Annotated in this window: 10 protein-coding genes, 2 pseudogenes and 1 other annotated feature; of the genes and pseudogenes, 10 read left to right on the plus strand and 2 right to left on the minus strand. The window is 45.2% G+C overall.

The annotated features are described in order from the left end of the window. Positions 1-128: 128 nt before the first annotated feature. Positions 129-647 (plus strand): SRPBCC domain-containing protein, encoded by a 519-nt coding sequence (locus RRU94_RS04505; RefSeq protein WP_315690606.1) that lies wholly within the window; start codon positions 129-131, stop codon positions 645-647. Positions 648-755: 108 nt separating this feature from the next. After that, positions 756-1,631, plus strand: coding sequence for an NAD(P)-dependent oxidoreductase (locus RRU94_RS04510; RefSeq protein WP_315690607.1), 876 nt, complete (start codon positions 756-758; stop codon positions 1,629-1,631). Positions 1,632-2,295: 664 nt separating this feature from the next. Here the strand turns inward: RRU94_RS04510 and RRU94_RS04515 are convergent. Further along, the gene (locus RRU94_RS04515) at positions 2,296-3,288 is read right to left on the minus strand and encodes a quinone oxidoreductase family protein (RefSeq protein ID WP_315690609.1); all 993 of its coding nucleotides are present in this window, start codon (positions 3,286-3,288) and stop codon (positions 2,296-2,298) included. Between the two features lie 95 nt (positions 3,289-3,383). Next, positions 3,384-3,670: a sequence feature (16S ribosomal RNA rRNA prediction is too short), on the minus strand. A gap of 402 nt (positions 3,671-4,072) precedes the next feature. Continuing rightward, positions 4,073-4,360, minus strand: a pseudogene (locus RRU94_RS25650) (NAD(P)-binding domain-containing protein); the annotation flags it as partial. Between the two features lie 162 nt (positions 4,361-4,522). Between RRU94_RS25650 and RRU94_RS04520 the strand changes: the two are divergent. From RRU94_RS04520 to RRU94_RS04555, 8 genes and pseudogenes are all read left to right on the plus strand, one after another. Continuing rightward, complete coding sequence (locus RRU94_RS04520) at positions 4,523-4,882, plus strand: winged helix-turn-helix transcriptional regulator (protein WP_315690611.1); 360 nt, start codon at positions 4,523-4,525, stop codon at positions 4,880-4,882. A 294-nt stretch (positions 4,883-5,176) separates the two neighbouring features. Continuing rightward, a complete protein-coding gene (locus tag RRU94_RS04525; RefSeq protein WP_410492922.1) occupies positions 5,177-5,587 on the plus strand; it encodes a DinB/UmuC family translesion DNA polymerase in 411 nt (136 codons plus the stop codon). A gap of 340 nt (positions 5,588-5,927) precedes the next feature. Then, positions 5,928-6,353, plus strand: coding sequence for a MarR family winged helix-turn-helix transcriptional regulator (locus RRU94_RS04530; RefSeq protein ID WP_315690614.1), 426 nt, complete (start codon positions 5,928-5,930; stop codon positions 6,351-6,353). Positions 6,354-6,552: 199 nt separating this feature from the next. Continuing rightward, a complete protein-coding gene (locus tag RRU94_RS04535) occupies positions 6,553-7,968 on the plus strand; it encodes an NtaA/DmoA family FMN-dependent monooxygenase (protein ID WP_315690616.1) in 1,416 nt (471 codons plus the stop codon). A gap of 90 nt (positions 7,969-8,058) precedes the next feature. Beyond that, a pseudogene (locus RRU94_RS04540) lies at positions 8,059-8,622 on the plus strand (NAD(P)H-dependent flavin oxidoreductase); the annotation flags it as partial. A gap of 414 nt (positions 8,623-9,036) precedes the next feature. Next, a complete protein-coding gene (locus RRU94_RS04545) occupies positions 9,037-10,434 on the plus strand; it encodes an NtaA/DmoA family FMN-dependent monooxygenase (protein ID WP_315690618.1) in 1,398 nt (465 codons plus the stop codon). A gap of 55 nt (positions 10,435-10,489) precedes the next feature. Beyond that, entirely contained in the window at positions 10,490-11,038 is a 549-nt protein-coding gene (locus RRU94_RS04550; protein WP_315690620.1) for an NADPH-dependent FMN reductase, read from the plus strand. Between the two features lie 153 nt (positions 11,039-11,191). After that, on the plus strand, positions 11,192-12,628 hold the full coding sequence (locus tag RRU94_RS04555) for a DHA2 family efflux MFS transporter permease subunit (RefSeq protein WP_315690621.1): 1,437 nt from the start codon (positions 11,192-11,194) through the stop codon (positions 12,626-12,628). Positions 12,629-13,080 lie beyond the last annotated feature (452 nt).

Below are 13,080 nucleotides of genomic sequence, written 5' to 3' on the forward strand. Positions count from 1 at the left end.
TCCTATATAGGTACAAAAAATGGGTTTAAGAAAACACGGTTTTCCACATCTCTTATTTTATTTTATAGAATAACCTTCAAGGTGAGAAACTGATCCTAAATGAAGTTAACAAGGAGAGGAAGAATACAATGAATGAAATTATTTGGCCTGAGGGCTACCTGCCAGGAATGACAGACAACTTTGTTTCCAACGAAATCATCATAGCTGATCTATCCGCTGCCCAGGTTTGGAAGTTCCTCTATGATACGTCAAAATGGGAGTCATACTACAGCAATGTTGCGGATATCCGTTTCCACAACGTTACAGGCCCTGAATTAAGTCAAGGGGCTCACTTCCGATTCACAACCTTTGAATTTCCCATAGAGGCAGAGGTATTAGAGTACGATCCGCCTGCTGATGGCAAGCCTGCACGACTGGCTTGGCACGGCTGGGAGGAAGGCTCAGAAGAGGATAGTGAGCTGCAAGTTCACCACGCTTGGCTGCTAGAAGACCTGCCTGGAGGACGTGTACGCATTCTCACTCAGGAAACACAAAAGGGGAAAGCAGCTCAAGAGATGGCAGTAACAAAGCCAAACCCAATGCTTAACGGCCACCAAGAATGGATTGTCGGATTAGCCGAAGCCGCCTCACAGCAAAAACGTTTTTAAAAACGTTCATATGATATAATTTCCAACAGAAATGGAACTTGAACAGACCGCCACTCATTAAGAGACAGTGGTCTGTCCATTTTATTTAATGAGGTAGGAGGAATAGAAATGCATACGTTAGGTTGGATTGGATTAGGTCATATGGGTGAACCTATGGCCACGAACCTTTTACAAGCAGGGTATAAAGTGAACGTATACAACCGCTCCCAAGAAAAAACAATGCCTTTAATAGAAGCAGGAGCCGTTAACCTGTATTCGCCAAAAGAAATAGCTGAACAATCGGATATTATCTTTACGATGTTATCGAACGCGGATGCTGTACAATCTGTTTTAACTCAAGACAAGGGTGTATTAGAAGGAATCAAACCCGGTAAAGTGATAGTAGACATGAGTACCATTTCACCACAAGATTCACGTTCGTTTGCGGAGCTCGTATCAGAAAAAGGCGGAATCTACATAGACGCACCCGTATCTGGTTCAGTAGGACCAGCCAAAGCAGGCCAGTTAGTAATCCTTGCGGGTGGGGATGAAAGGGCTGTAGAAATGTGCCAGCCTTATTTTAATATCTTAGGAAAAGAAACGATTCATTTTGGTTCTAACAGTAAAGGCAGCTCTGCAAAATTAGCGATTAACCTGCTGCTGGGTATCATAGGACAGGGGATTGGAGAAACCTTATTATTTGCAGACAGATCAGGACTGGATAGGGAAAAAGTGTTGGATATGATCTCCTTTTCTGCAGTGAATACAGGTTTATTCCAAGGGAAAAAAGAGATGTACCGTAAAGAGGAATTTCCGTCTGCCTTTATGTTAGAACTGATGGCGAAAGACTTAGGCTTGATTAAAGCAGAGGCAGACAGACTGGCAACAACATTGCCGCTTGCTGAAGTAGCGAACACGACCTACCGTTCCGCTAAAGAAAACGGAAAAGGACAATTGGATATGGCGGCCGTTTATGTAGAGTTAAAAGACAAGAATAAAAAGTAAGGCAGAGGAGCATCCTTTCGGGTGCTTCTTTTTAATATCTGAAGTATACGTATAAAGCTGTTTTGACTAAGCGATATTGAGGGACTTCCACCTTTTCAAAACTTTATTATCTTGTAATTCAGTGCTTAATGTAGATTTATTAAAAAGTTTGATCATTTAAAACAAAATCTGATTATTTATAATAAAGATTGATAAGACAAGATATTGTGAAGTAATGTACTTAAACTAAAGAAGCAGTTTAGTGGAATAAGTGTTGCCTTTTAATAAAGGCTGATAACAAATATCAGAGTTTGATTAAAAACATCTCTCCTCAAGGATTACATAGAGGGGAGATGTTTTAATTGGGTAATTCTGTTAGTATTATTAGGCGTGGAAGCGGTCTTTCTGCCTAGAGATCGGTTATGTTGCCAATGCCATTGCTGCATGCCAATTCCGGCCCGTAAACAGCCGCAGGGGATTGAAATCCTCGCTTAAAATCGCCTCGCAGGATCCGATCGGCAATCTCAGCACTCATCTCACCCGTGTAAGCATAGGGGGAGATAGTTCGGATCGTTGAGCGGAAAACGTTGCCGTCGATATCGGTCATCTCAGTCGAGGCAAGCGAATAGGCTTTTTGCGTTTCCTCGTCGTTCCCGCCCTCCGGCAGTGCATCGATTTCCTCTGGTTAAAGCGTTGGGCCGGGACCTGGATGGCTTACGCGGGCAATCAGCTTACCGTTGACCCCCCCACCAAGACGTTCAAGCGCCTCAGGCACATCAGTAAAGGATACGACCCGGTCGATCGGCACGGTGATCTTCCCTTCGGAGAACAGTCGCCCAAGTACGGTAATTGCCTCATCGCGCTCATCGGGAGTACGCACACTGTGCAAAGCTCCGGTGACCGAGATGCCATGTATAAGGATCTTGAAAGGCTCAATCTCCGGAAAATCTGAGCCACCAGCGAAACCGATCAGGACATATCGTCCGCCGATGGCGATCGCATCGAGCGCCTGTTCGACTAAGGGCGATCCGACCGTGTCATAAACGATGTCGGCACCCTTGCCTCCGGTCAGCGCGCGCACCTGCTCGCTCATCGAGCCCGTCTCCAGCTCGATGACATGGTCAGCGCCTTGTTCACGGCAGAACGCGGCCTTCTTAGCATCGCGCACGGTAGTAATTACGTTCAGACCCAGAGCCTTGGCGAGCCGGATTGCAGTCGAACCTGTTCCACCCGTTCCGCCGAGCACCAATAGCGTCTCGCCCGACTTTGCGCGAGCGCGATTGACTAAGCCGACATAAGCGACGTGAAACGTCCCCAGAAAAGCTGCGGCCTGCTCGTCGGACATGTCATCGGCCGCAGGCACCGCTCCGTCGCCTGACGATAGACAATATTCCGCCAATCCGCCGGAGTTGGCACCGCCGATTACCCGTGTGCCGACGGGAAACGGATAGCCCGGTCCCGCTACCTCGACAATACCGACCACCTCTTGACCGGGCGTTACCGGCGGGGTCGGCGTTAGGAAATATCGGCCTTCAAGCATCATGCGGTCAGGCAGACCTATGTTGGTTGCCAATACCCTAAGCAGCGCCTCACCCGGTCCTGGTACCGGAACGTCGATATCTACCAGCTTCAGGACATCGCTGGGTTTTCCAAATGTTTCTGCACGCCAAGCCTTCATTTTCAACCATCTCCATTCATTCTCAATTGATTTTCTCGGTCCAGCGCATCACAGCCGATACGATAGGCCTAACCATGCTGTAGCAGCGCATGCGATAGGGCGCTCTGTCGCCAGGACCGGGCGCCTATCCATTTACATGAACAGTGCTGAGTTTCAGTCTTGCGACCGTACTCCCCAGGCGGAGTGCTTACTGTGTTGACTTCAGCACCAAGGGTATCAAACTGACACCTAGCACTCATCGTTTACGGCGTGGACTACCAGGGTATCTAATCCTGTTTGCTCCCCACGCTATCGCGCTGCAGTGTTAGTTTTTACATTTTTTCATCCCCTTTATAACCCATGAATTAAATATTTCTCTGTTCATATTCACAATATCTTTATTTGAGAGGGGCTTGAGGTTAGACGCTGATAACTTCTCTATTGCCCTATCTCGTAGGAATGGGGCTTTTGCTTTATTTGATTTTTTCAACGCTATCGTTAGTTCATCTTTTGTTAGCTCTGTGCAGTACGCAGGAGTTCCTGGCTGTTGTCTCCACGAATCACTTAAAGAACCACTATCTACTGCGTCGAAACCTAGCTCGTTTACTACGTCCATAACTACTTGTTTTTGTGATTGGTCATTACCGGCAACTGCCATCGCAATTCGTCCACTCGTACCTTCGGGAGTTCCTTCATTTTCTAAAGTATAGGCTAATAAATTATTGAAAGCTTTGATTACAGGTCTACCTAATTGATTTGAAACCCAAACACTTTCAACCATCCCGTTCTCAATTTCTTCGATATTATTGCTTATTTGAGGATAATAATTTGAAGTGTCTACAACGACTACGTCCTTCCCAACTCTATCTACAACGTTGCGAATGCTTGGCAGTGCGTGGAAAGGGATAGAAATAATAAGAACATCAATATTTGTAATTACATCTTCAACATCTACGGGTGTTCCTTCAAGTTCCTTTCTTTCGAGACGTTCAATCCCACGGGCATCTGCAATTTTGACATCATGTCCATTCTTAACTAATTTTTTAGAAAGAATTGACCCAATTGGTCCTGCACCTATAATTCCAAATCTCATTATTGTTCCTCCTGAAAAAATTGTATATCAAAGAATTATTCTGCTATTGAGTATTTCTGTTACATATACTAGAATAAAATCATTTCTCATATTTTTGAAGTAGGCAATAAAAATTGACGTAGTACATTTTTTTGTACTTAACAGTAGAAAGCAGGTGTAAGAGTGTCTAGAATATGTAAGGATGGATTTGACAAAGAGTGTATAAAGGAACAAAGAGAAGTATATGGCATTGCCTATACCCAAAACATACTCTCTGGACGTTGGAAATATCTCATTCTTTGGTTTTTAAAGTCTAAAGAGCGTCGTTATAGTGAAATCAAAGCTTATTTATGGGATATTTCACAAGGTTCTCTTACAAAGCAACTTCGAGAACTAGAAGGCGATGGCTTAATTAATCGCAAAGTTTATCCAGAAGTTCCTCCTCGTGTAGAGTATTCATTAACCTCAAAAGGGAAAGAATTCATTCCTATTATTGATTTGATGGAAGAGGTCGGCAAGAAGTTTGGGGAGCAAGGAGACTAACCAAAGCGAACACATCTATCGTTTTCCCCAAAATTCAAAAATTAAATGGTGAATAAAGTGAAAGTTGTGGGAGGAGAAATCGTTTTAACGGCAGCTTTTTCTTTTACGATAAAAGTTTGTGAAGAAATGTACTTAAAGTAACGGGGGCGTTAATTTAATAAGCAATAAATTAGGACCACACATATTAGATACGTCTAATATGTGTGGTCCTTTTAATATCAACTGTTTTACGCAACTAACCTAAATATAAAGAGTAATGATCGTTATCAAAGAAATGACAGAAGATGTGGCGATGTGTTGCGCCAGCATGAGGCTGCTGCAGCAGGGATTGCGCTTGGCATATCTTACAGCCGGGATATTGAGGACCGCGGCTTCAGGCATCAAATCGTGCTTCCAGGAAGCACAAATAAAACAGCTGAACTATGTGAGCACTTTGTCCGGCTGTTTAAAAAGTATTGGGACGGACAGCCGGTACGCCAAATCCATGTAGTATGCAGTAAATTACAGCCTGCAGCCCATGAACAGATTGATTTGTTTACACCCTCTGAACTGGATGAAAGGCGCCACATTCTTGATGAAACGATAGATCAAATACGTGATCGTTTTGGCAAAAAAGCGATTTTTCACGCGTACAGCTTAATGAAAGGCGGTACGTATCTTCAGCGAGCTGGGCATATTGGAGGGCATAAAGGCATTTCTTACTAATTCTACATAAGGGTACTAGCATTCAGCTAGCACCTTCTTTTATTCGTTACATATTTGCAATTACATTTGCTATTTAAACGCCTTGTTAAAAATTTATTGATATAAAAACGCTTCCTAGAAAAAATGATTTACCGTTATTAAGTAACCGATACACTTTTTACTAGTCTTTAAAGAAAGTGAGGGATTTTGTACTAAAGAGTAAAAAGTTTGTGAAGGAATACACTTAGACTAACGAAGCAGGTTAGCTGAAGAAGAGCAATCAATGCAGTAACGTTGACAGCTAAAAATAACCGTGATATATTTAGCTGGCTAAATATCTTTGGCTAGAGGAGGTTCATCTATGAAGGTTAGTGTTGACTGTGATATTCGTATGTCCTTGGATAAAGTTTCTTCCCAAATGCGTCGGAATTATAGTGAGAGCCTTAGAGAACTTAATCTTTATGTAGGCCAAAATAATTTACTCTGGCGTTTGTGGCTGGGTGATGGAATAACACAAATGCAGCTATGTGAACATTTAAAATGCGAACCGCCTACGGTAACAAATATGGTTAAATCGCTAGAGCAGAATGGTTTCATATACCGTAAACGTGATGAAGAAGATGCAAGGGTTATGCGAATTTATCTAACGGACAAAGGCAAAGAATTAGAAGAACCCGTTGAATTTAAATGGAAACAGCAGCAAGAAAAATTACTACAGTCAATTTCAGCCGAAGAACGCTTAATATTAAGGGATTTATTAAAGCGTATGGAGAAAAACTTATACTAATTTTTCTCTCTAAATATATATTTAGTATACTAAATGCATATTTAGCACCCTAAATATATATTTAGAAGCCATGAAGGTACTCTGGCCAGAACGTTGCACTAGTAAATTAGCCAAGGAGGTAAAAAATATTTACCAAACTAAGTATTTTTTTAACCAACTGAAGGTTGTTGAAAATAATCGTAAACAGGAGGATTCAATAATGAATAATAGAAAAAAATTAAAACTGGGCGCTGGGGATGTTCCCGACACAGACGCAGGTACGCCGGAAATGAAAAACAAGCACATGATCCTGGGCGTGGGCCTGGGGAACAACTTTGGTACGCACCCCGCCACATGGCGGATGCCGCACGTGGACCCCGGGTCCTACACGAACATCGATATCACGGTGGAGCAGGCACGGACAGCGGAACGAGGTGGACTGCAGTTCATCTTCCTGGCCGACCGTCTCTTCATGCACGGAGACCTGGCCACGTCACCGTCCCTGTTCAACATAGATCCGATCATCACCCTCTCGGCGTTGGCCCAGGCGACCGAACGGATCGGACTGATCGGCACGGCGTCCACCTCCTTCACCGAGCCGTACCTGCTGGCCCGTCAGCTCAAGGCCCTCGACGTCATCAGCCACGGCCGGGCCGGATGGAACGCCGTCCCAAGCTACGAACCCGACGCCTTCGCGAACTTCGGCAAGGTACTACCGCCCCGGGAGAACAAGTACGAGCGTCTCCACGAAGTGATGCAGGTCGTCCACGCGCTCTGGGGAAGCTGGGGGTACGAGGCGGGCCAGCCCGACCAAGCCGGCATGTTCGCCGACCCGGCCCATATCCGACCGGTCAACCTGCAAGGCAAGCACGTCGGAGCACGCGGACCCCTTCCCGTCCCACCGTCCGAGCAGGGCCAGCCGGTTATCATGATGCCCGCCAGCAGCGGTTACGGCCTGCAAGCGGCCGGCATGTACGCCAATGTTGTCATTGGAATGCCATCCAGCATTGGGGAAAGTCGAGCCATGCGCCACACCGTGCGCCAGGCTGCAGCACAGGCTGGCCGGAACCCTGATGAGATCAAGTTGGTCGTATTCGCCGCGTTCACCGTTGGTGAAACGGAACGCCAAGCCTTGGACGCACGTCGCGCGCTCGATGACCGGATAGGCGTCCACGAGCAGCTGTCACGCCTAAGTGCTTACCTTGGCCTGTACGAGGAACTCACAATGCCCGACGAGCCCCTAACTACTGAGCAGCTCGCCTTGGTTCGGGCGCATCCACAGGACGCACGTTCCGTACGTGCGGTCGAGCTAGCCAAAGCAGGATGGTCGCCCCGTGATATCCTCGCACACGGCGTATTTGACCCAACCCCCTCCGTGGTCGGCACCGCCGAGCAGGTCGCCGACCACCTCCAGGAATGGTTTGAAGCCGAGGCAGCGGACGGATTCGCGACGAACTTCGACGACTTCCACACCGGGATCGGCGAATTCGTCGATCGCGTCGTCCCGATCCTGCGCGAACGCGGCCTCTTCCACGACGGCTACGAGGGAAAGACCCTCCGTGATCACCTGGGACTGCCACCGCAGTACGGACTCGACCCCCGCATCGCAACCGGCTCGACAGGAGGAACCCATTGACAGACAAGAAGATCATCCTCGGTATGGCGCTCATCGACGGGTATGGGGTACTGAAAAACGCCTGGCGCGCCCCGCAGGTCGACCCGGGCAACTACTGAACATGCAAAAGCTGCAGAAGAATTTGGAATAGATGTTTATGTAGCGACTGGATTTGATGAAGGTGGTACGGTTCCAGAACGAGTTATTGGAACATTTTCGATTGTTCCAATGATTGTAGATGCTATAAATACTCCTGTAATGGCAACTGGTGGTATTGGAGACGTTAGAGGAGTACGTGCCGCATTTGCTTTAGGCGCTGAAGGTGTGTTTGCTGGCAGTGTCTTTATTTCAACAAAAGAAAATCCAGCAGCAGAAAACGTGAAACAAATGATTGTCGATGCTACAGCAGAAGATTTACTAATGTTCCGTACTTTGCCAGCATATTATCGGTCTTTACCTACTAAATTTGCGAATAAACTAGTCGAAATGGATAAACAAGGTGTTAGTCGTGAAGAAATAGCAAAAATGATGCGTGGATCAATTGGAATGCGTATTGGCATGCTGGAAGGAAATACAGACGATGGCTATATTTCTATAGGTACAGGAATTACGCCAATTAAAGAAATCAGAACTGTAAAAGAAGTGGTTGATACTTTAATGCAAGACTTTAATTAAAATATTAGGGTCTTCGGAATATATAGTGGAATTGCCTTTTTAATAGTTACAAACATTTAACTTATAACTCGGACTATTTGGCGATATGTTAGGTCAAACACTAGTTAAATTAAATTCGATATTCGAATGAATGTGAATGCATCACGTGCAAAATAAATTTCACCCTAAACTAAGAAATAGTTTAATGGAAACAGAGTCCCTGAAGTGAAGTAATTTAAATTAATATTTATTGAAGAAGAGATTCGTATGGAAACAACGATTAATATTGTAGCCCTGTCAGGAAGTAGTCGAAAAAAATCATCAACTCAAAAAAGTTCGTGAAGCAATGTACTGCGTAAATATTTTTCCATTAGAATCAACTATACAACAAATGTTGTCTAAAATAAACCTGTTGAATAGAAAGAAGACTTAACTATGAATAATAAAAAAGAATTCACATCTGGTGTTCAAGATGTCGATAACACAGATGCAAGGACACAAAAAATACAAAAGAAACAAATGGTTCTGGGTGTAGCCTTAGGGAACAACTTTGGTATCCATCAAGGCGCATGGCGTATGCCGCATGTCGATCCTAATGATTACACGAACATCGATGCCGCTGTAAAACAGATACAGGCAGCTGAACGAGGTGGACTACAGTTCATCTTCTTGTCTGACTTTTTCTTCATGAAGGAGGACTTGAGCGCAACACCACCAATGATCAGTTTAGATGTACTCATTACTCTTGCTGCATTATCACAGGCTACAGAACGCATCGGATTAATCGGCACAGCATCTACTTCTTTCACTGAACCTTACTTACTGGCACGACAACTCAAGGCACTCGACGTCATCAGCCGTGGCCGTATTGGATGGAATGCTGTCCCGAGCTACGACGCTGAATCATTCGCGAACTTCGGCAAGACTCTACCGCCCCGTGAGAAAAAGTACGAGCGTCTCCATGAAGTGGTACAAATCGTTCAAGCACTTTGGGGCAGCTGGGAATATGAGGCAGGTCAGCCTGACCAAAATGGCATGTTCGCCGATCCGACTCATGTCCGACCAGTCAATCTTCACGGTCAACACGTCGGAACACGTGGTCCACTTCCAATCCCACCGTCTGAGCAAGGCCAGCCTGTCGTCGTTATGCCTGCTGGCAGTAGCTACGGCCTACAAGCAGCTGCTATGTATGCCAATGTCATTATTGGAAGACCATCAAGCATCGAGGAAAGTAGAGCATTACGTAACACTGTACGAAATGCCGCAGAACAAGCAGGTCGTAACGCTGATGAAGTTAAGCTAATCACATTCGCTGGTTTCACTATCGGTGATACAAAACGCGAAGCTCTTGATAAACGTGCTGCACTCGATGATAAGACAGACATCCACGGTCAGCTACGACTCTTGAGTGCTTACCTTGGTCTGAATGAGGAACTCACTCAGACTGACGAACCACTTACAGAAGCACAGCTTGCTGCAGTTCATGCACACCCATTAGATACTACATCTCAACATGTAGTAGAGCTAGCCAAAGCAGGATGGTCTCCTCGCGATATTCTTGCTCATGCCGTGTTAGAGCCATACCCAACGGTAGTTGGCACTGGCGAGCAGGCCGCTGACCTTCTACAAGAGTGGTATGAAGCAGATGCAACAGACGGCTTCCTGCTCATTTTCGATGATTTTAACACTGGAATAGATGACTTCGTAGATCACGTCGTACCAGTCTTACAAGAACGTGGCATCTTCCATGATGACTATGAAGGAAGAACCTTCCGTGATCACTTCGGACTACCACCACAATATGGACTCGATCCACGTATCATAACTGAATAGGTGGAAGAAGATATCTGTGAAATATAATCAGACTCTAAGAGAAGGAGAGATTCGTATGGAAACAAAGATTAATATTGTAGCCCTGTCAGGAAGTAGCCGAACAAAATCATCAACTCAAAAAGCACTTAATAGCTTAAAAAAATTCATGCCCGACAGTGTTGAATATGAAATATACAAGGGTATTGAAAAACTTCCGCATTTTAATCGTGATTTAGATAATGATAAACCACCAGTAGAGGTACAAGTATATAGAGAATTGCTTTCAAGAGCAGATGGAGTCATTATCTGTACACCCGAATATATAAAGGGTGTACCTGGTGTCTTGAAAAATGCTTTAGAATGGTTGGTGTCGTCTGCTGAGCTTTATACGAAACCAGTAGCGGTTATTACAGCTTCGTGTGATGGGGAAAATGCTCATCAAGCATTACAGCTCAATTTAAGTATGTTAAATGCGAATGTATTTGATGGTGGAGCATTATTAATTTCAGGAGCAGATAATAAATTGAACGAAGACGGGGAATTTGTAAAAAATGAGGTTAATTCTTCGCTAAAGTTATTAATATCTAAATTGCTTGAAGAAGTCAATAAGAAAGGTTCTTTTTGAGAATCGGTGTTTTAGATAAATAAAAAGGACAACGAAAGGAAAAATTTCCACACTTATTAAGATTTGGAGAAGGGGAACTTGTAGACCCTTTCCACCAAATTTGCAAAAAAATAAATGGTTATTATTTAAATTGATTTATAAGGAGATATAGAAATGAAGAAGCAATACAATACGCGTGCCATCTTGGCATCGCTGCTTATCTGCGGTTTTGTCGGCATGTTTAGCGAGACCGCTCTAAATATAGCAATGACTAATTTAATGGACGTGTTCCAAATTTCAGCCGCAACCGCACAGTGGTTAACAACCGGTTTCCTGCTGACTCTTGGTATTTTAATGCCGATGAGCGGGCTGCTGCTGCAGAGGTTTACAACGAGACAGCTGTTCACAGGTTCGCTCGTAAGCTTAATTCTAGGTACGCTCATTGCGGCGCTCGCGTTCAATTTTGAAATGTTGATGTTCGCCCGGGTTTTACAGGCGGCAGGCATGGGGTTATTGCTCCCGCTCATGTTCAATACGATTCTTGTGATATACCCGCCGGAAAAGCGGGGAGCGGCGATGGGATTCGTTGGACTTGTGATCATGTTCGCGCCAGCAACCGGCCCGACCATTGGCGGTCTATTAATCGAGTATTTAACATGGCATTATATCTTCTGGTTATCGCTTCCGTTTTTGGTTATTGGGTTGTTGGTAGGGCTGAAGTACTTGGAAAATGTCACCGATGTCACGAAGCCTCGGATCGATCTGCTGTCTGTCGCATTGTCAACGATCGGCTTTGGAGGAGTTGTCTTCGGCTTCAGTAAGGCAGGCGAAGGATCTGAAGGCTGGGGCAGCGCAGTTGTGGTCACTTCAATCGTCGTTGGGATCGTCGCGCTGGTGCTGTTCATACTGCGGCAGAACGCTATGCGCGATCCGATGATGAATCTGAGCGTTTTCAAGTACCCAATGTTCGTCGTTGGGCTGCTCCTGATACTGTCGTGTATGTTGATTATGATGTCGAGCATGATTATCCTGCCGATGTTTCTGCAGACGGGTGCAGGTCTGTCTGTTTTCACTGCGGGACTCATGCTTTTGCCGGGCAGCGCGCTGAACGGTATCCTCTCCCCGCGTATGGGGCGCCTGTTCGATAAATATGGGCCGAAATGGCTCGTTATTCCCGGACTCGTGATCGTTGCAATCATGTTATGGTTCTTTACGACCCTGTCTCCTGCTTCTTCAGTGGCCTTTATCGTGGCTTTGCATATCGGGCTCATGGTGGGGGTAGGCATGATATGGATGCCTGCTCAAACGAACGGGCTCAATCAATTGCCGCCGGAGCTATACCCGCACGGCACGGCAGTCATGAACACATTGCAGCAGGTCGTGGGCGCGATTGGAACAGCGGTCGCTATTAGTATCCTTACGGGCGGTATGGAGAGATACTTGCACGGCTCCTCCGCTCCGGCTAAACAGGCCGAAATGGCAAACGCGATAACGGCTGGATCACAAAACGTGTTCTTGTTCACGATGATTATAGCACTGATTGGCTTGGTCATAGCGTTCTTCATTCGCCGCGTCGTAGTCAGCCGCGAAGCGGTGCATTCGCCACATTGATGTTTTGTCAGCGAATCCCTTATCGGTATTTATGAAGAATGTTTACACTAAATGGAAGGGAAAATGGGGTATCGGTTGGAATTTTATGAGCGGGTATCATCCGGATATGCCCATTGTGAAGAATTACCTTAAACAAACCAGAGCATTGATCCAAGAAGGATCAATGCTCTTTTTTTTGTTTAGCTAAAGGGCGGTATTCCTGTAATAAAAGAAATAGCAAAAGACAAGTTTGTGAAGGAATGTACTTAAACTAACGGGGTGCTTTAGTTGAAGAAGGTCTTACAAAATAATCAGCATAAAAAGAAGCTCTAGATCCGCTGCATAGGCGTCCAGGGCTTCTTTTCTATGGCTGTTTTCGTAAGGATTGTTGCTTATGGTATATAAAAGGGACATATTCACTATTTTATGGTGTTATTAGATGTAGATGTCTTCTTCAACTAAAGAAGCAGTTT

Source organism: Domibacillus sp. DTU_2020_1001157_1_SI_ALB_TIR_016 (assembly GCF_032341995.1).
Classification (GTDB): domain Bacteria; phylum Bacillota; class Bacilli; order Bacillales; family Domibacillaceae; genus Domibacillus; species Domibacillus indicus_A.

Excerpts from the sequence above, each read along its gene's own strand:
- RRU94_RS04505 (WP_315690606.1), top strand. The coding sequence starts at position 129 with ATGAATGAAATTATTTGGCCTGAGGGCTACCTGCCAGGAATGACAGAC.
- RRU94_RS04510 (WP_315690607.1), top strand. The coding sequence starts at position 756 with ATGCATACGTTAGGTTGGATTGGATTAGGTCATATGGGTGAACCTATG.
- RRU94_RS04515 (WP_315690609.1), bottom strand. The coding sequence starts at position 3,288 with ATGAAGGCTTGGCGTGCAGAAACATTTGGAAAACCCAGCGATGTCCTG.
- RRU94_RS04530 (WP_315690614.1), top strand. The coding sequence starts at position 5,928 with ATGAAGGTTAGTGTTGACTGTGATATTCGTATGTCCTTGGATAAAGTT.
- RRU94_RS04535 (WP_315690616.1), top strand. The coding sequence starts at position 6,553 with ATGAATAATAGAAAAAAATTAAAACTGGGCGCTGGGGATGTTCCCGAC.
- RRU94_RS04545 (WP_315690618.1), top strand. The coding sequence starts at position 9,037 with ATGAATAATAAAAAAGAATTCACATCTGGTGTTCAAGATGTCGATAAC.
- RRU94_RS04550 (WP_315690620.1), top strand. The coding sequence starts at position 10,490 with ATGGAAACAAAGATTAATATTGTAGCCCTGTCAGGAAGTAGCCGAACA.
- RRU94_RS04555 (WP_315690621.1), top strand. The coding sequence starts at position 11,192 with ATGAAGAAGCAATACAATACGCGTGCCATCTTGGCATCGCTGCTTATC.